The organism is Amycolatopsis kentuckyensis, from assembly GCF_002155975.1.
Lineage (GTDB): Bacteria > Actinomycetota > Actinomycetes > Mycobacteriales > Pseudonocardiaceae > Amycolatopsis > Amycolatopsis kentuckyensis.
This window is the reverse complement of the sequence record NZ_MUMI01000261.1, coordinates 1-16,643: the sequence shown is the minus strand read 5'-3', so window position 1 is coordinate 16,643 and position 16,643 is coordinate 1. Positions and strand designations below refer to the sequence as shown.

Sequence of the window (16,643 nt, the reverse complement as noted above, 5' to 3'; positions counted from 1 at the left end):
CCCGCGAGGCGTATCGGCGGTGGCCCGGTCGGCGTGACAGCCTTCGCTCAAGTTGCGCCGAATGACGTAAGGGGCGCCGGTGTCACACCTTCATGATCCGGTGCGCCGGGTCCGCCAGGTACGTGAGCAGGTTCCCGGGCCGGTACGGCGGCTGCATCTGCTCACTGCGGTACAGCGCGCACGACCCCGCGAACTCCGTCGCCGGGTCCACCCGGCCGATCACGCGGTTCGCCGAGCCGAACCACCGGAAGAAGTTCTTGAGCGAATTGTGCAGTTCGCCGAGTTCGTCCCGCGCGGCCAGGTGTCCGAAGGCGTTCTCCTCGAACGCGAGGCCGCACTGCTCGGCGCGGTCGGCCATCCACCGGAGGGCGAGGTTCGCCAGGGCGGGCTGCTGATAGCCGCCGCCGACGTCGGAATGGGCGCCGGCGAACCAGACCTGTTCGCGGACCTGGCCGGTGGCCGCCTTCGACGGGGCCCACACGGCCGGGCTGAACGACTTGCGGTGCTCGTCCACCGCCAGCGCCTGGAACGCCGCCTGGACGATCGAGGTCAGCTCCATGTCGTGGAACTGCCAGCGCTTGTTCAGCAGGTGGATCAGCCGGCCGCCGCTGAGGGGGATGCCCAGTGCGCCGACGGTGTCCCAGACGCCGACGAACCGGATGGACGTCCGGTCTTCGCGGGCGTACTTCGCGCGGAACTCGCGGGCCCGCGGGCTGTCCGGGCCGGAGGTGGCCCGGTCGCGGGCGCGGTAGAGCCCGTAGGCCTCGTCGAGCCGGCCGAGCTCGCCGGGGCGCAGGACGCCGCAGTTGCGGATGAAGCCCACGGTGCTGCGCGCGGTGTAGGCACCGCGGCTGAAACCGAAGAAGAACAGTTCGTCGCCGGGTTCGTAGTTTTCGGCGACGAAGCGGTAGGCGTGCTTGACGTTCGCCGAGAGCCCGACGCCGAAAGCGCCACCGGTGACGCGGTCCCACAGCTTTCCGGTGCCGACGCCTTCGTGGTAGTACACCCGCTGTTCGGTGCCGGCCGGATCGGCGGGCGCGACCACCTTCTGGAGCTGGCCCACGTTGGTCGGGGCCGGCTGGCGGAGACTGTTCCAGGTCCCGTCGCAGCAGATCACCAGACGTTTCGCCATGCTTCCTCCCCGGTCCGGACCCTCGTGAGTCGCCGGCACCCGGTGCCGCGTTACGCCCGCGCGAATACCCGATCCGGTGACGTTTCCCGATTTCCGGATCTTTGCTCGCCCGGTGATTTCCCGTTGCCCGGAAATGGCGCGCGCATGAGGGTGAATCCGCGTTACGCGGCCCGCGGGACCACCGACTCAAGGGGTGAGTTGTGCGCCGGACGGCGGGACCCCGCGTAGGCTCGGCGAAATGGAGCCCAGGCGCGGAACCGTGGCACCGGAGCTGGACCGGTGGGCCCGCCGCGCGGAGCGGGAGGCCCGGCGGACGGTCGTCGTCCGGCTGCGTGCCGGCACCGATCCGGGGCCGGCGGCGGACCGGCTGGCGGAGCTCGGCACGGCGGTCGCCGACCGCGGCCCGGGCTCGGTGACCGGCGAGGTCACCCCCGGCGTCCTGCGCCGGATCGGGCAGGAGCCCTGGGTGGCCGCGGTCGAACCGCCGCGGGAGCTCCGGCAGCTCGGAGCCGGCTGACCGGCGCGCACCTCGGGGTACCGGAACGGTTCCGGCGCCCGGCCGGAGACGAGGTGCTCTCATGGAAGCTCGGCGTGACACCCACTTGGACGCGCGGCTGCGCGGAGCGATGGCCGCGGCGCGGACCGGCGGACCGGGGCAGGGCGTCGGGGCGCGTGCCCTGGACGTCGGCGGGCTGATGGCCGCCGCCGGGGAGGTGGCCGCCCCCGCCCGGGCGACGGTCAAGCTGCTGGTGCCCGCCGGCGCCCTGCCGGCCGCCGCGGCGTGGTGCGAGCAGGCCGGCGGGTCCGTGGTGTCGGCCCCGCCGGAGGCGAGCGGCGACGCGGTCCTGCTCGCCGACGTCCCGGTCGACCGGCTGTCCGAACTGGACGGCCAGGCGTGGCTCCGCCGGGCCGAAGCCCCCAAGGAACTGTTCGCCCGGCTCGACCAGGCCCGCGGCGCGGTCACCGGTCTCGACGGCACGCTCGCCCGGCCCGAGCACGCCGGCCTGACCGGCGCCGGCGTGCTGCTGGCCATCGTGGACAGCGGCGTCGACTACACGCACGACGACTTCCGGCTCGCCGACGGTTCGACGCGGCTCGAGCGGTTCGTGTGGGCCCGCCACCAGCGGGGTGCGCCGGCGTCGGAGTTCACCACCTTCGACACCGCGCAGATCCAGGACGCCCTCGACGGCGGCGCGGCGCTGCCGCAGGGCGATCCGGGCGGGCACGGGACGCACTGCGCGTCGATCGCGGCCGGCAACGGGCTGGCGCTGGCCGGCGGGCGGTTCCGCGGGGTCGCGCCCGAGGCGGCGTTGTACGCGATGCGCAGCGAACCGCTGCTGGACGTGCACACGATCCGGGGCATCCGGGACGCGTTCGAGCTCGCCGGCGACCGGCCGTGCGTGCTCAGCCTGAGCAGCGGGACGCACTTCGGCGCGCACGACGGCACATCGGCGCTGGAGAACGAGATCGCCCGCGCGTCCGGGCCCGGCCGGATCATCGTGGTGGCGGCGGGCAACGAGGGCGACGACGGCATCCACGCCGCGGGCCGGCTGGTGGCCGGCCAGGACCTCGAGTTCCCGGTGCGCGTCGCGGACACCGGGTTGCTCTACTGCGACGTCTGGATCCCGCGCGGCGACGTGGTCGACGTCTGGGTGGAAGCCCCGGACGGGACGCGGTTCGCGCCGGATCCGGACGAGGTGACCACGGCGCACGGCACGTTCCTGGCCGACTTCGTGGAGAACCCGCTCAACCGCGACCAGAACCTGACGTTCCTGCTGATCGACGGCCACGTCGACGACCGCTGGACGGTGCGCGTCCGCCCGGTCTCGGTGGTCCACGGCGAAGTGCACGCGTGGGCCGGCACGGTCGCGGGCGGCCGGATGATGTTCCCGGGCGCGCCGCTCGACGGCTACACGGTGGGCATCCCGGCGTGTGAAGAGCGCGCCATCTCGGTGGCCTCGCTGATCAGCCGGAACAGCTTCGAGGGCCCGAACGGCCCGTCGGTGCTGCCGGCGTTGCCGGTCGACACGCTGTCGGCGTTCTCCAGCCAGGGCCCGACCCGCATCGGCGGCTTCAAGCCGGACATCGCGGCCCCGGGCCAGGTGGTGACGGCCGCCCTGAGCAAGGACTCGGAGTTCGCCACCGACCCCCGCCTCGCGACCCGCCTGCACCCGAGCGGCTGTTACCTGACGATCCAGGGAACGAGCATGGCGACGCCGTTCGTGGCGGGCCTGGTGGCGTTGATGCTGGCCCACGAACCGACCTTGACCCCGGAGGACGTCCAGCAGCGCCTCCGCACCACGGCCCGCCGGGACGCGGCAACCGGCCCGGTCTGGAACCCCCGTTACGGCTGGGGCAAACTCGACGCGGCGGCGATCCTGTCCGGGTGAAGGGGCAGCACCAGCAGCTCGGAGCGCCCGGGGGTGAGGGAGCCGATCGGCTGCCAGCCCCACCGGCGGTACAGCGCGTGCGCCGGCGCCGCGGTCGAGGCGGCCAGCACCGCGTACGGCTCCGGCCGCGCCGCCAGCAGCCGGTCGAGCAGGTCCCGGCCGTGGCCGCGCCCGCGCAGCCCCGGCCGGACCGCGAGTTCGTACACGTAGAACACCGGATGCCGGGCCAGCCACGGCGGGGCGGCCGCCGTGGCGCGCGGGTGCCACCAGCCCGCCTCGTGGCCGACCCCGTAGGCGAACCCGCCCAGCCCCGCTCCGTGGCGGACGGTGGTCACCGCGAACCCCGGGAGGCGGGCGTGCCGCGCCCCGGTCGCGCGGAACCCGGCCGCCTCGGCTTCGCCTTCGCCGTACGGTGCTTCGCGGTAGACGTCGAGGTAGACGTCGCCGAGCTCGGCCCAGTCAGGCATGCGCGGTCTCCCGGGTCGCGGCCGCTTCCGGAACCACCTTCAGGCCCGCGAGGACGACCACCGCCAGCATGCAGGACCCGGCCAGCACCAGCCAGGGCAGCTGCGGACCGGCGGCCAGCAGCGCGGTGAACGTCACCGGGGCCAGCACCCGGGCCACCCCCCACAGCAGTTCCTCCAGCCCGAGGTACCGGCCGCGCAGGTGGGCCGGCGCCAGCGCGACGGTGAGCGCGCTGCTGGTCGGGGCCTGCAGCAGCTCGGCCGCGGTGAACACGGCGGTGGCGACGGTCAGCACGGCGAAGACCGGCAGCGGCGCGGCCAGCGGCCCGGCCGCGAACAGCAGGAAGGCCACCGCCCACACCATCGCCGCGACCTGCAGCGTCCGAGGCTTGCCGAAGCGTTCCACGCGCCGGGCCACCACGGTCTGCGCGAGCACCACGAGGACCGTGTTGAGGGCGAACAGCACCCCGGGCTGCCAGGCCGGCAGCCGCAGCGCGTCGAGCACGTACGCGCTCAGCAGCACCGTCAAGGCGAGGTCGCACAGGGCGAAGACGAACACCGTCACGAGCACCCGCCGGAACGCGCGGTCGGCGATCACGGCCCGGTACCCCTGGCGGCGCGCGGGATCGCGGGCGGCCCGTGGTGCGCCGGCCCGCCCTCCCCGCCAGGCCGCGACCAGAGCTGCCGCGACGAGGAAGCTGGCCGCGTTCAGCACCACGATCACGGCGTAGCCGCCGGCGATGACGAGCGCGCTGCCCGCCAGCCCGCCGAGGCCGATGCCGACGTTGCGCAGCGTCCGTTCCATCGCGTACCAGCGAGCGCGCTGGCCGTCGTCGGCCACCTGCGCGACCAGCGCCCCGGACGCCGGCCAGAACAGCCCTTCGCCCCAGAACGTCAGCGCGGCCAGCACCACCAGCTGCCACAGCGACCCGGCGAAGACGTACCCGGTGAAGGTCGCCACCCGCAGCAGGTTCGCGGCGAGCACGATCCGCCGCGGGCCGAAGCGGTCCACCAGCGGACCGGCGAACGGCCCCGACGGCAGCGCGAGCAGCGCCGCGGCGGAGAGCGCGGCGCCGACCGCGGTCAGCGGGATTCCCTTGGCCGCGTGGAAGTACACGACGGCGAAGGGCAGGAACAGGCCGGTGCCGAGCGCGTCGACACCCTGTGCGGCGACCAGCGGCAGGCGGCCCCGGGTCCGGGGCAGCCCGAGCAGTTCGGTGACGGCCATCCCGGGCTCCTCAGGCGTGGGGGAGCGGGAAGACGTTGAGCCGCTCTTCGGGCAGGGGCTCGGCCCGCCAGCCGAGGTCGACCGCCGCGCGGCGGATCCGGCCGTCGCCCCAGTACGGGAAGCCGGCCGGGAAGTTCGACACCAGCCCCGGCACCAGCGTGTGGGCGGCGTGGAACCCGGCGGCCTCGACGTCCCGGGTGGTGAGGTCGACACCGATCACCTCGAACCCGCGTGCCTCGACGCGCTCCTGGTAGGCCTTGAGCCGTCGCTCGCCGAGCGACGGCAGGCCGTCCCAGCTGCGTTCCGCCAGGTCGCGCACCCACGGCGCCACCCGGGCTGCGGCCCGTGGGTCGAGGTAGACCTGCTGCTGGCACAGCAGGTCCACGACGTCGGCGAAGTCCTCGCGGTAGGAGTCGAGGTAGCGCCGGTCGGCGCGGTAGGGCTTGAGGTTGCCCAGGTGCGGCAGGTCGGCCTGCATCGCGCCCAGCTCGCGCTCGTCGTCGAGGGCGAGGCAGGTGTGCTGCAGGGTGAACCCTTCGGCGAGCGCCTTCTCGGCCGCGGCGACCGCGTCGGGCCGGGTCGCGAACCCGATCGACAGCCAGCGCCGGGTCCGGTCGAACACCGCGGCGGCGACGATCGGGACGGCGAACTCGTTGTCCAGCGGGATGAGGGTGACGTCGTAGGTGTCGGCGGTGTCGGCGATCAGCGCCCGGATCGCCTCCGGGACGGGCAGCCGGCGCAGCCGGGGCGTGTTGGCCCACCAGAGCATGGTCGTGTCGCGCTCCAGCACCTCTTCGAGGCCGGAGGTGACGGCGTGCTCCATGCTGGTGCCGCCGGCGAGCCCGGCGATCAGCGGGTCGGTGAACCGGGCGCCGCTGTCGTCGGCGTCGGCCGAGACGAGGCAGGCCGGCACCCAGATCGGCTCCTCCGTCGTGTGTGAAAACCCCTCCACCCACGCGCATTCGACGTCGGTGGTGAGCGGCGCGAACGGGAAGCCCGCGGTCCGGTACTGGCGTGGCGAGTAGAGGTTCAGGCGGCGCGGGTCGAGCGCCGGGACGCCGTCGCGGCGCAGCCGGTCGTAGCTGGCGTGGCGGATCCGGCGCTCCGGCGGGAGCCAGCTGCCGCAGTAGCGTTCCACGGCCTCGCCGATCGCGGAGTCGCGGGCGAGCTCGAAGTCGTGCCACGACGTGCCGAAGGCCTGGCGGTCGTTGGGCCAGTCGGCGACCCGCCGCATGTCGGCGACGTCGACCGCGCACACCCGCAGCCGGGCGGGCATGCCCGGGGCGGCGGGCAGCTCGTGGACCGCGGTCACGATCCCCGTGCGGTCGTCGACGAGCAGGTCGGGCCGCGGCCCGTGCGCCACCACCGGCCGGGGCCGGTCGGGCACCGGCAGCACGGGGCGGGGGAGCACCGTGAGCCGGCCGGGATCGAGCTCGAGCTCCCCGGTCGTGGTCTCGGCGGGCGCACCGCGGGCCCAGCGTTCGAGCTGGACGGCGAGCGCGGTGAGCAGCCAGCGGGTTTCCCCGGGCCGGAACCGCGGGCCGGGCGGGGCGCCGGCGGCGGCGAAGGCGTCGAGCACGCGCGGGTCGAGGGCGGCGGACCGGCGGCGGGCCAGCACGTCGGCGAAGTCGGGGCCGAGGCCGGGGGTGACGGCGGGCCCGGCGATCCCCTGGCCGCGTTCACACCGGAAGGGCAGGAACCGCACCCCGCGCTCGGCGCAGAACGCAGCCAGCGCGGTGAGTTCCGCATAGGCCGGATGGGCGAACGCGGCGACGACGACGGTGTCCGCCGGATCCACCGGGAACGGCTGGTCGAGGCCGGTGAGCGGGGCGATCCGCGCGTAGCCGGACGGCGCGAGGAGGTCCGCGAGGGGTTCGGTCAGCTCGGCCGCGCCGGTGAGCAGCACCGTGGTCGCGGCGAGGCGGCGGGCGCCGGCTTCCTCGTCCCGGCCCGCGCGCAGGCAGCCGTCCGCTTCGAGGACGTCGAGCACCTCCGCGTAGTCGGGGTTCATCCCGGCCAGCAGCTCTTCGCGGGTGCGGGTGCCGTCGCACCGGCCGACCCACGCCCGGAACTCCCGCACCGGGGCGGTGATCGAGAACTGGCCGCCGTTCGGCGTGATGAGCAGGCACAGCCCGGGTTCGAGGTCGTGGAGTTCGACCCCGGTCAGCTGCGGGCGGACGTCGTCAGGCATGGCGGACCCCTCGGTCGGGAAACGGGCCGGACATGGCCGTGCCGCGGCCCCGGGGCGGGGCCGCGGCACGCCGGCGGCTTGGCCGTGGCTACTTGGCGGAGGCGCGGTTGTGCACGACGGCGCGGTTGTGGACCACAGCACGGTTGTGGACGACCGCGCGGTTGTGGACCACGGCGCGGTTGTGGACGACGACGGCCGAGGGGCGCTCGAAGGTCGAGATCATGCTTCCTCCTGAAGGGATGTGGAGTGGTTCCCGGCGGCGCCACCGGGTCGGGGGTGACGCCACCAAGAATGGGTCCCGGGCGGGCGTCCCGACGTCTTCCGGAATGCGGTACGCACCTCGGGCCCGTGCGTTCCTCATGGCCCGTGCCGGAGGGACACCCGGGCCACCACGGCGAAAGGCCTCCCCACCGGCAGCGCCGGCGAGGAGGCCTTCACGATCGATCGGGTGGCGGTCAGAGCGGGTGGGTCTCCAGGTACGCGGTCGAGACCTTCTTCGGCACGCACATCCGCCATGCCTCCACGACCAGCTCGCGCATCTCGGCTTCGTCGATCGCCGCGAGGCGGCACCGGATCCACCGGAACCGCAGGTCCGCGGGCTCGGGCAAGAGGAACTTGCCGGGTTCGGCCGCGATCAGCGCTTCCCGCTGCTCGCGGGGAAAGGCGAAGCCCATCAGGGTTTCGTCCGCGGACAGGGCCACGAACACGATCTGTCCCACCCGGAACTTGATCCGGTCGCGCACGATCGCCTCGTAGGCGCGCGGGAGGGTGGCCGCGAACGCGCGGACGTCGGCACCGGTGACCATCGGGTGATTCTCCCGCGGAACCGGCGGCGCACCATCCCCGGGTGCGCCGCCGGTCCGCCGGTCACGCCCGGCAGGTCCGGCCGCGGTTCACGCAGTTCACCAGGCCGTTCATGATCCGCTGCGACATCACGTTGGCGAAGTCGTCGTGGTCGGACAGCGGGTTGTGCTTCTCCTGCGGGAAAGCGTCCACTTTGTACTGCTTCTTGAGCTGGATGTCCCGCGGGATGTCGTAGGTCAGCGAGATCTGCAGCTGCGGCACGGCCTTGAACCCCTTGCCGCACCGGCCGAACTGGTCCGGGAACACGATGTGCGTGCGGTGGTTGGCGCTGTCGGTGTTCTTGCCGTCCCAGCAGCTCGGGAACGTGTGGACCCGCTTGACCTTGCTGCCCTGCGGGCAGATCGGGTACTTGTCGACCAGGCGGTTCTCGAAGCCGGTGCAGGTCCAGCTCGCCTTGGCGTTCGCGGGGCCGTTGGTCGAGACCTTCGCGTCGCCGTAGAGCACGCGCAGGAAGCGCGGCATCGCCACGACCTTCCCGACCGGGCTGCCGCGGAAGGTGAGCTGCACCTTCTGCGGGCGCAGGATCTTGCCGTCGTTGCCGGGCAGCTCGTTGTTCTCGTCCTGCCCGGGCAGCGCGCCGCCGGCGGTGGTGCTCGGGGGCGGTGTCGGCGTGCCGGTGTCCTTGCCCGGCTTGGTCGTGCACGGCGCGAGGCCGCCGAGGTCGCCCGGCTTCTGCGTGAACCGGCCGATGGCGGTGAGGATCCGGTCGATGATCGCGGCGCGGCGGTCCTTGAGCGGGTTCAGGATCGCGTTGCGCACGAAGTCCTGCCCGCCTTGGCCCTGCGTCGCGGCGATGCGCTGGTTGGCCTCGTCGGCCTGGCTGTCGAGCTGGTCCAGGTTGCCGTCCACTTCGGCCATGGCCTGGTCGGGGATGTCGGTGAGCTTGCTGGCGACGTCCGGGCACGCGACCTGGACGGTCTTCGCCTCGCGGTCGGCCTGCGCCCGGTCGCCGTCGGGGACCTTGGCGGGCTCGTTCTTCTCCTCTTCGCCGGTGTCGATCCGGACCACGGGCCAGAAGTAGGCGGACTTGTCGCCGTTCTTGCAGGTGGTCCCGGCCTTGACCAGGCTCTTGTTGTTCGAGTCGGCGTTCGTCGACAGGTTGCCGACGTAGTCGTGCAGGTGCTGGGCGCCGTTGCGGACGCCGGGCTGGGCGATGAAGTTGTCCGGGTTGAAGTGCTGGTTCTCGTTGCGGCCGCAGTCGACGGTGAACGTCCCCGTCGACGCGCCGGTGACCGGGCGCGGGTCGAACTGGTTCGGCTTCACCTTCAGGATGTCGACGAAGAAGGCGGGGTTGGCCTCGTCGGCGCTGGCTTCACCGGTGTTGCCGGTGGTCGTCGCGACGACGATGCCGCCGACGGCGATCGCGAGGGCGAGACCGCCGGTCGCGATCTTCGTCCGGCGGGAAAGGCGATGCCGTCCTTGGGTGCGGGACATGGGAAAATCCTCCGGTGTCGGGCTGGCGGGAACGCGCGACACTGAACGGGTACGAGCCCAGGCTCGTCCCGAACAGGCGGGGTTCTGTCACGGGTTTGCTTGCGGGTTCTTGCGAAACGGTCGGCAGGACACGATGCCCGGCTGGTCCACTGACCCGACATCAGTGGGTGCGCGCCCACCTGCCCGTGGCCGCGCCGTCAACCGGCTGGTTATCGTTCCGTTATGGAAGCTACACGGTCGCTTGACACCGGGCAAGAAGTTCTTTTCGACAGTTACAACGCGTCAGGCCGGGTTCCCGCCTCTGTAGCGAAAGGGTCGCCTGACCTGCGGATTTGCCGCGAGCGACCGGCTCGTGGAAAAAACTTTGAACCGAAGTGAACCGGCATCCGTATCCCCCGGTGAGACCGGTCGAATGCCCGCAGTGCGGGCGGTGCCGAGAATTGCCGTGAAATGCGGGAATGGCGGCGCCGGTTTCCATTCACGGCGAAGTCGTCAGGACGCCCCTTTGTGCGCGAGCAGACTGCGCCGCAGGGTCGCGAGGGCACGGTGCTGGGCGACGCGCACCGCGCCGGCGCTGCCGAGGCCGACCGCGGCCGCCGTTTCCTCGGCCGTCATGCCGAGGATGATCCGCAGCACCAGGATTTCCCGCTGGCGTGGCGGGAGCGTGTCGAGCAGCCCGGACGACCAGTCGAGCGCCGCGGACCGTTCGACCTCCTCGCCCGTCGGGTCGGAGCCGCCGGAGCGGCCGGCCGGAGGTTCGGCGACCGGGCTGGTGCGGTCGCGCGCCCGGCGGCGGTGGAAGTCGGACACCTTGTGCGCGGCGATGCCGAAGACGAACGGCACGAAACCGTCGGGATCGAGGCGGTACCCCGGCAGCGCGCGGACGATCGCCAGCAGCACGTCCTGTGCGCAGTCCTCGGCGTCCGACGAACCGTCCTGCCAGGTGCGCAGCCGGCCGAGGCAGTAGCGGAAGACGATCGGCCGCAGCGCGCGCAGCAACCCGGCGACCGCGGCGCGGTTGCCCTGCACCGCCGACCGGACGAGCGCCGGATCGAGGGAGAACGTCGCCGTGGGCGTGGAACGTCCCTCGGCGGAGTGCGGCGGCATCGGGCGCTCACCCCCTCTTTGCTGAAGATCGCAACGGACGGTCACGACGCTAGGTGACTGCGCGTGGCCGCCACACCGGCCGGGCGGCCGTCCCGAACCGGGTCTTCCGGCCCTGGCCGAACCGGCCCGGATGTGCGTGCCGCCGCCGTCGCGGGCGGCCGGGCCGAACGGCCCTATCGGCGTACCGGGTGCACCGATCACGCTGGTGGCCGGGTAATTCACAGGAGAAACACAGGGACGAGATGGTGGACGACGTGGGCTTCGGGCTGCTGCTCGACCGGCAGCAGTGCCTCGCCTTGCTCCGGACGGCGAGCCTCGGCCGGGTGATCTACACCCACCGGGCCATGCCGGCGGTGCGTCCGGTGCGCTTCACCGTGGTCGACGACGCCGTGGTGTTCGCCGTCACGCCCGGGAGCCCCCTGTACGCGGGCGCGTGCGACGCGGTCGTCGCCTTCGAAGCCGACGAGTTCGCCGCCGACCTGGGCGCCGGCTGGTACGTCAGCCTGCTGGGGCGCGCCACCGAGTCCGGTGCCGTCGACCTCGGTGAGCTTCCCTGCCCGTGCCCGGCGCCCGCCCGCGTGAGCCACCGGTTCCTGCGCGTCCCGGCGGAGACCATCAGCGGTCACCGCATCGCCTGCCACGCGGAGTGATCTCCCGATTGCCGTAACGGAGCGGCGCCCGTCATCGACCCACCGGATGGACGAACCGGATTGGGCCGACACGGGCAGTGGCCTGTGGGACCCTTGACGGCCCGGGGCAGGCCCGGGATTCGGGCGGAACCAGCGGGGTCGACGGGACGTGGCGGACGAAATCAGCATGCCGGCGATCCTGGCGGCCGTGGGCGGCATCGCCCGCGAGCTGGAGCTGCCGGCACTGCTGGCCCGCGCGGTGACGGCGGCGTGCGAGCTGGTCGGCGCCCGGCGCGGGCGGCTGGACCTGGCCGAGAACGGGACGGCCGAATACGGCCGGGGCGCGCTCGGGCCCGGCGCGCTCGAGCTGCCGGTCCGGGTGGGCACGCAGACGTTCGGGACCCTGACCGTCGAGCCCGCGGACGGCGGGGAGTTCGCCCGCCGGGAACGCGAGGTGCTCGGCGCGCTGACCGCGGCCACCGGGATGGCCGTCGAGAAGGCGCTGCTCGTCGACCAGATGCGCCGCCGCGAACGCTGGCTCGAGGCCTCCTACGACGTCACCCGCGCCCTGCTCGCGGCCCAGAACCTGCGGGACACGCTCCGGCTGGTCGCCGAACGCGCCCGCGTCGTCGCCGGGGGTACGGCCGGCGCGATCGCCCGGCCCGACGGCCCCGGCCGGCTCGTGTTCGACGTCGTCGAGCCGCCGGGCGAGGACGCCGACCGGCTCACCGGCCTGACCGTCCCGACCGAGGGCACCGCCACCGGGATGGCCTTCACCACCCGGCGCCCGGTCGTGGTCCGCGACTACGGCGAGCGCGTGCAGGAACAGCAGCGCAACCACGACGGGCCGATGCCGGCGATGATCAAGGACCTCGACTCGGCGATCTCGGTCCCGCTGATCGTCGGCGAGGAGACCCTCGGGGTGCTGGTGGTCGCGAAGTTCCGCGACCGCTCGCCGTTCACCGACTCCGACGTCCAGCTGGCCGAGACGTTCGCCGGGCACGCCGCGCTCGCCGTCGAGTTCTCCCGGGCGCAGGAGGCGCGCCAGCAGCTGGCGGTGTTCTCCGACCGCGACCGGATCGCCCGCGACCTGCACGACCTGGTCATCCAGCGGCTCTTCGCGACCGGGCTCGGGCTGGAGGGCGTCAGCAGGCTGATCGCCGACACCGGGGTCGCCGCGCGGGTGGCCGGGTTCGCCCAGGACCTCGACGGCACGATCCGGGAGATCCGCAACAGCATCTTCTCGCTCCAGGCGCCCGCGCAGGCGCAGGGCAGCCTCCGCGCGGAACTGCTGCGGGTGGCCGTGGACGCCCGGGACGCGCTCGGCTTCGAGCCGCGCGTCGGGTTCGACGGGCCGCTGGACGCCGCGGTGCCGGACGCGGTCCGCTCCGACCTGATCGCGTCGCTGCGGGAAGCGCTGACGAACATCGCCCGGCACGCCGGCGCGAAGTCGTCGTCGGTCGAGGTCACCGTGGACCGGCTCGGCCGGCGGCTGAGGCTGGTGGTGCGTGACGACGGAACCGGCCCGCCGCCGGAGGCGGGCCGGATCAGCGGCCTGGCCAACCTCGCCTCGCGGGCGGCCCGGTGGAGCGGCCACTGCGTGCTGGCGGCGGGCGAGGGCGGCGGGGCCCGGCTGGAATGGACGGCGGAACTGCCGGCGGCGACCGGCGAGCAGGGGAGTGGACGATGACGATCGGAGTGTTCCTGCTGGACGACCACGAGCTGGTCCGGACCGGGCTGAAGACCGTCTTCGAGCCCGAAGCCGACATCGAGGTGGTCGGCGAGGCGGGGACGGCGGCCGAGGCGCTGGTGCGGATCCCGCAGGCCCGCCCGGACGTGGCCGTCCTCGACGTCCGGCTGCCCGACGGCGAGGGCGTGGCGGTGTGCCGGGAGATCCGGTCCACCGTGGACCCGCCGCCGGCGTGCCTGATGCTGACGTCCTATTCGGACGACGAGGCGCTGTTCGGCGCGATCATGGCGGGCGCGGCCGGCTACATGCTCAAGCAGGTGTCCGGCCGGTCGCTGGTCGAGGCCGTCCGCACGGTCGCCGCGGGCGGCTCGCTGCTGGACGCCACGCTCACCGCGTCGGTGATGAACAAGCTGCGCGGCGAGAACGTCGTGGCCCCCGACCCGCGGTACGAGCAGCTCAGCCCGCAGGAGCGGCGGGTGCTGGACCTGGTGGCGGAGGGCCTGACCAACCGCCAGATCGCCGAGCGGCTGTTCCTGGCCGAGAAGACGGTGAAGAACTACGTCTCCTCGGTGCTGCACAAGCTCGGCGTCGAGCGGCGCACCTCGGCGGCGGTCTACATGTCCCAGCGGCGGGCCGAACCCGGGCGATCGGGCTGAATTCCTGACCGATCGGACGAAACCGGTGGGGCGTCCGACGTATCCAGCCCCCGATGGAGTACACCTGTCGGGTGACGCACGAAGTGGCGTGCGCCGGCAGAGGGGACGACATGGCGGGGTTGTCGGGCGGGGACTATGTCACGCGGCAGATCAGGGCACTCGCGGACGCGGTGCGCCGCGAGGGGGCGGGCGGCGTCGGCACCCGCAGCTTCCAGCTGGCGGAGCACCTGGCGGCGGAGGGAGGCGTCCACCGCGGCGACATCATGACGGCGACGGCAACGCTCCTGGCGATGACGGCGTGGTGCGACGGCGAGGCGGAGGCGGCCCGCCGGTTCGCGGAACTCGCGGGCGAGCACGACGAGGAGTCCCGCGAGCTGGTGACCCACCTGCTGCGCCTGGAGACGGGCGCGGACTGCGGCTGGCTGCCGCGGGACCAGGTGGAGGCGCTGCTGGAGTACGCCCACCGCGAGCGCCGCGGCGACCTGGTGCACCGGGTCCGCGCCCTCGCCGGTGTCCGTCGTGGACGGCACCGGCGGGAAGACTAGCTCGCCCGCGCCTGCGCGACGGCGAGCACGGCGAACAGGAACGCGGTGGCCGCCGCCGTCGAGCGGAAGACGTCGAGGCGGGCCCAGCGGCGGATCACCGCCTGCCAGCCGGGCGGGGGTGCGTCCGCTCGCCAGCCGTCGACCTCGATGTTGATCGGGACCGTGCCGAGGAACGACAGCAGCAGGAACCCGGCCATCGCGAGGAGGGTCGCCCACCGCAGCGCGAGGCCGGGGCCGGTGACCACCACGAGCGCGGCCCCGGCGAGCGCGGCCGCCGGGAGCATCACGATCGGTACCACCACCCGCAGGCGGCGCACCAGGGCCTGGCGGGCCAGCAGGTGCGCGTGATCGTCCAACCGGGACAGCGCCGGGTGGAGGCCGTACCGGACGATCAGCTCTTCGCCGGCGAGGACCCCGATCAGGAACAGCGCGGCGTACTGCACAAAGGTGCTCACGCTGAAAGATTACAGTCACTGAACTTATCGGCGCAACGTCCTACAGTGGGCGCATGAGCCTGCCCACGGTGGACTGGGAGACCTCCGGCACGGAGGGGCTGCGGGAGCGCAAGAAGCGGCAGCTGCGCCGGCGGCTGACCGACACCGCCACCGCGATGTTCCTCGAGCGCGGTTTCGACGCGGTCCGCGTCGCCGAGATCGCCGCGGCCTGCGAGGTGTCGGAGAAGACCGTCTTCAACCACTTCCCCAGCAAGGAAGCGCTGATCCTCGACCGGTCCGAAGCGACGGTGGCCGCGCTGCGCACCGGGCTGGCCCGGGCCGGCCGCACGCCCGTCGAAGCGGTGCTGGACATCCTGGACGGTGAGCTGGCCGCCCTGCTGTCCTGGTGGGCCGCCCAGCCGGATTCGGCCGAGGCGAGCGGCCGGCTCCGGGCGTTCGCCGCGCTGGTCCGGTCGACGCCTGCGCTGCGTGCGCACCACCGGGACACGACCGAGCAACTGGAGGCGGTCGCGGCCGAGGCGCTGGCCGCCCGGACCGGCCGCGCCGCCGACGACCCGCAGTGCCAGATCGCGGCGACCGCCCTGCTGGGACTCTGGCGGGTCCAGTCCGCGGCGCTGAACCGGAGCCTCGAGGGCGAGCGCACCCCGGACCAGGTCCGTCGAGCGGTCACCGCCGACGTGCGCGCCGCGGCCCGGCTGATCGAGACCGGCCTGGCGGGGCTCGCCGGTCACGACGTCAGGCGCTGACCCCGGTCAGGGCGAAGAACTCCTGCCGCGTCTTGGGTTCCTCGCGCAGCAGGCCGTGCAGCGACGACGTCACGGTCTGCGCGCCGCCGGCCCGCACGCCGCGCAGGGACATGCACAGGTGCTCGGCTTCGATCACCACGCCGACGCCCTTCGGGTCCAGGTGCGCCTGCAGCCAGTCCGCCACCTGCTTGGTCAGCCGCTCCTGCACCTGCAGGTCGCGCGCGAACATCTCGACGACGCGGGCGAGCTTGGACAGGCCGAGGATCCGCTCGCCGGGCAGGTAGCCGACGTGCGCGACGCCGCGGAAGGGCAGCAGGTGGTGTTCGCACAGCGACTGCACCGGGATGCCCTTCGCCAGCACGAGCTCGTCGTAACCCTCGTCGTTGGGGAAGGTCGTCAGCCGGAAGTCGCGCGGCTGCAGCATTTCCGCGTAGGCGTGGGCCACCCGCCGCGGCGTGTCGCCGAGGTGTTCCGACGACGGGTCCTTCCCGAGGGCCCGCAGCAGGTCGGCGACCGCGCGCTCGGCCGCGTGCAGGTCGACGGCGTCGCGGTCGGGGACGACACCGAGGTGCCGCAACGGGATCGGTTCGACGGTCACTGGGGCGCCTCCTTCTAAAATCAAGACAGACCGACGTTAGAAGCTCCCGGGGTTTTCGTCAACAGGCATTTGTTTTAGAATGCGGTGATGCAGGAGCCTCAGGCGCTGGCCGCGGTCGCCGCACTCGACGAGCCGACCCGGCGCCGGTTGTACGAGTATGTGGTCCGCCGCCCGGAACCGGTGAGCCGCGACGACGTGGCCGCCGCCCTCGGCGTGCCCCGCGCGACGGTCGCGTTCCACCTCGACCGTCTGGTGGCGGAGCGGCTGCTGGCGGTCGGCCACGAGCGCCGGACGGGCCGGAGCGGGCCGGGCGCGGGCCGTCCGGCGAAGTTGTACCGGCGCTCCGACCGGCAGGTGAGCGTCTCGCTGCCCGAGCGCCAGTACGAGCTGGCGGGCCGGCTCCTGGCGGCGGCGGTGGAGCAGGCGGACGAAACCGGCGGTTCGCCACGGGAGATCCTGACGCGCTGCGCCCGCGGCCAGCTCCGCCCCCTGCTCGCGGGCGCAGCGCGTCAGG

Annotated in this window: 18 protein-coding genes; 8 read left to right on the top strand and 10 right to left on the bottom strand. The window is 73.4% G+C overall.

The features are described from left to right. Positions 1 to 82: 82 nt before the first annotated feature. A complete protein-coding gene (locus CCN39_RS24715; protein WP_086845763.1) occupies positions 83 to 1,132 on the bottom strand; it encodes a T6SS phospholipase effector Tle1-like catalytic domain-containing protein in 1,050 nt (349 codons plus the stop codon). 238 nt (positions 1,133 to 1,370) lie between these two features. Here CCN39_RS24715 and CCN39_RS24710 point away from each other — a divergent pair, with 238 nt between their 5' ends. Beyond that, complete coding sequence (locus CCN39_RS24710; RefSeq protein ID WP_143264135.1) at positions 1,371 to 1,649, top strand: hypothetical protein; 279 nt, start codon at positions 1,371 to 1,373, stop codon at positions 1,647 to 1,649. Positions 1,650 to 1,710: 61 nt separating this feature from the next. Beyond that, positions 1,711 to 3,522, top strand: coding sequence for a S8 family serine peptidase (locus CCN39_RS24705; protein ID WP_086845759.1), 1,812 nt, complete (start codon positions 1,711 to 1,713; stop codon positions 3,520 to 3,522). Here CCN39_RS24705 and CCN39_RS24700 read toward each other — a convergent pair. The 7 genes from CCN39_RS24700 to CCN39_RS24675 form a co-directional block, all read right to left on the bottom strand. Next, the gene (locus tag CCN39_RS24700; protein WP_086845758.1) at positions 3,477 to 3,989 is read right to left on the bottom strand and encodes a GNAT family N-acetyltransferase; all 513 of its coding nucleotides are present in this window, start codon (positions 3,987 to 3,989) and stop codon (positions 3,477 to 3,479) included. The genes CCN39_RS24705 and CCN39_RS24700 overlap by 46 nt on opposite strands. Next, positions 3,982 to 5,214: an MDR family MFS transporter gene (locus CCN39_RS24695; protein WP_086845756.1), complete on the bottom strand. Its 1,233-nt coding sequence runs from the start codon at positions 5,212 to 5,214 to the stop codon at positions 3,982 to 3,984. The genes CCN39_RS24700 and CCN39_RS24695 overlap by 8 nt, the downstream gene beginning before the upstream one ends. Before the next feature lie 10 nt (positions 5,215 to 5,224). Continuing rightward, entirely contained in the window at positions 5,225 to 7,405 is a 2,181-nt protein-coding gene (locus CCN39_RS24690; protein WP_086845754.1) for a YcaO-like family protein, read from the bottom strand. Positions 7,406 to 7,493: 88 nt separating this feature from the next. Continuing rightward, complete coding sequence (locus tag CCN39_RS52610; protein ID WP_268747407.1) at positions 7,494 to 7,628, bottom strand: hypothetical protein; 135 nt, start codon at positions 7,626 to 7,628, stop codon at positions 7,494 to 7,496. A 232-nt stretch (positions 7,629 to 7,860) separates the two neighbouring features. Next, positions 7,861 to 8,211, bottom strand: coding sequence for an MmcQ/YjbR family DNA-binding protein (locus tag CCN39_RS24685; RefSeq protein WP_086845751.1), 351 nt, complete (start codon positions 8,209 to 8,211; stop codon positions 7,861 to 7,863). Positions 8,212 to 8,272: 61 nt separating this feature from the next. Then, positions 8,273 to 9,703 carry a DUF1996 domain-containing protein gene (locus CCN39_RS24680; RefSeq protein ID WP_086845749.1) on the bottom strand — a complete coding sequence of 477 codons (1,431 nt, stop codon included), beginning with the start codon at positions 9,701 to 9,703 and terminating at the stop codon, positions 8,273 to 8,275. 492 nt (positions 9,704 to 10,195) lie between these two features. Next, positions 10,196 to 10,810, bottom strand: a complete 615-nt coding sequence (locus CCN39_RS24675; RefSeq protein ID WP_086845747.1) for a sigma-70 family RNA polymerase sigma factor — start codon at positions 10,808 to 10,810, stop codon at positions 10,196 to 10,198. Between the two features lie 242 nt (positions 10,811 to 11,052). Between CCN39_RS24675 and CCN39_RS24670 the strand changes: the two genes are divergently transcribed. From CCN39_RS24670 to CCN39_RS24655, 4 genes are all read left to right on the top strand, one after another. Next, positions 11,053 to 11,460 carry a pyridoxamine 5'-phosphate oxidase family protein gene (locus tag CCN39_RS24670; protein WP_086845745.1) on the top strand — a complete coding sequence of 136 codons (408 nt, stop codon included), beginning with the start codon at positions 11,053 to 11,055 and terminating at the stop codon, positions 11,458 to 11,460. Positions 11,461 to 11,626: 166 nt separating this feature from the next. Next, a complete protein-coding gene (locus CCN39_RS24665) occupies positions 11,627 to 13,129 on the top strand; it encodes a GAF domain-containing sensor histidine kinase (RefSeq protein ID WP_086845769.1) in 1,503 nt (500 codons plus the stop codon). Continuing rightward, the gene (locus tag CCN39_RS24660; RefSeq protein WP_086845744.1) at positions 13,126 to 13,785 is read left to right on the top strand and encodes a response regulator; all 660 of its coding nucleotides are present in this window, start codon (positions 13,126 to 13,128) and stop codon (positions 13,783 to 13,785) included. The genes CCN39_RS24665 and CCN39_RS24660 overlap by 4 nt, the downstream gene beginning before the upstream one ends. Positions 13,786 to 13,856: 71 nt before the next feature. Next, a complete protein-coding gene (locus CCN39_RS24655) occupies positions 13,857 to 14,330 on the top strand; it encodes a hypothetical protein (RefSeq protein WP_244210984.1) in 474 nt (157 codons plus the stop codon). Here the strand turns inward: CCN39_RS24655 and CCN39_RS24650 are convergent. After that, positions 14,327 to 14,785 carry a DUF1772 domain-containing protein gene (locus CCN39_RS24650; RefSeq protein WP_086845742.1) on the bottom strand — a complete coding sequence of 153 codons (459 nt, stop codon included), beginning with the start codon at positions 14,783 to 14,785 and terminating at the stop codon, positions 14,327 to 14,329. The two genes, CCN39_RS24655 and CCN39_RS24650, sit on opposite strands and share 4 nt — an antisense overlap. Before the next feature lie 53 nt (positions 14,786 to 14,838). On the opposite strand from CCN39_RS24650, the gene CCN39_RS24645 reads away from it, so the two are divergent. Next, a complete protein-coding gene (locus CCN39_RS24645; protein WP_208630364.1) occupies positions 14,839 to 15,531 on the top strand; it encodes a TetR/AcrR family transcriptional regulator in 693 nt (230 codons plus the stop codon). Here CCN39_RS24645 and folE read toward each other — a convergent pair. Then, complete coding sequence (gene folE / locus CCN39_RS24640) at positions 15,521 to 16,129, bottom strand: GTP cyclohydrolase I FolE (RefSeq protein ID WP_086845740.1); 609 nt, start codon at positions 16,127 to 16,129, stop codon at positions 15,521 to 15,523. The genes CCN39_RS24645 and folE overlap by 11 nt on opposite strands. A gap of 87 nt (positions 16,130 to 16,216) precedes the next feature. On the opposite strand from folE, the gene CCN39_RS24635 reads away from it, so the two are divergent. Continuing rightward, a partial coding sequence (locus CCN39_RS24635) for a helix-turn-helix domain-containing protein (protein ID WP_208630362.1) occupies positions 16,217 to 16,643 on the top strand: 427 nt, incomplete at its 3' end.

Coding starts and splice junctions, on each gene's coding strand:
- CCN39_RS24715 (WP_086845763.1), bottom strand. CDS start 1,132: ATGGCGAAACGTCTGGTGATCTGCTGCGACGGGACCTGGAACAGTCTC.
- CCN39_RS24710 (WP_143264135.1), top strand. CDS start 1,371: ATGGAGCCCAGGCGCGGAACCGTGGCACCGGAGCTGGACCGGTGGGCC.
- CCN39_RS24705 (WP_086845759.1), top strand. CDS start 1,711: ATGGAAGCTCGGCGTGACACCCACTTGGACGCGCGGCTGCGCGGAGCG.
- CCN39_RS24700 (WP_086845758.1), bottom strand. CDS start 3,989: ATGCCTGACTGGGCCGAGCTCGGCGACGTCTACCTCGACGTCTACCGC.
- CCN39_RS24695 (WP_086845756.1), bottom strand. CDS start 5,214: ATGGCCGTCACCGAACTGCTCGGGCTGCCCCGGACCCGGGGCCGCCTG.
- CCN39_RS24690 (WP_086845754.1), bottom strand. CDS start 7,405: ATGCCTGACGACGTCCGCCCGCAGCTGACCGGGGTCGAACTCCACGAC.
- CCN39_RS52610 (WP_268747407.1), bottom strand. CDS start 7,628: ATGATCTCGACCTTCGAGCGCCCCTCGGCCGTCGTCGTCCACAACCGC.
- CCN39_RS24685 (WP_086845751.1), bottom strand. CDS start 8,211: ATGGTCACCGGTGCCGACGTCCGCGCGTTCGCGGCCACCCTCCCGCGC.
- CCN39_RS24680 (WP_086845749.1), bottom strand. CDS start 9,703: ATGTCCCGCACCCAAGGACGGCATCGCCTTTCCCGCCGGACGAAGATC.
- CCN39_RS24675 (WP_086845747.1), bottom strand. CDS start 10,810: ATGCCGCCGCACTCCGCCGAGGGACGTTCCACGCCCACGGCGACGTTC.
- CCN39_RS24670 (WP_086845745.1), top strand. CDS start 11,053: ATGGTGGACGACGTGGGCTTCGGGCTGCTGCTCGACCGGCAGCAGTGC.
- CCN39_RS24665 (WP_086845769.1), top strand. CDS start 11,627: ATGCCGGCGATCCTGGCGGCCGTGGGCGGCATCGCCCGCGAGCTGGAG.
- CCN39_RS24660 (WP_086845744.1), top strand. CDS start 13,126: ATGACGATCGGAGTGTTCCTGCTGGACGACCACGAGCTGGTCCGGACC.
- CCN39_RS24645 (WP_208630364.1), top strand. CDS start 14,839: ATGAGCCTGCCCACGGTGGACTGGGAGACCTCCGGCACGGAGGGGCTG.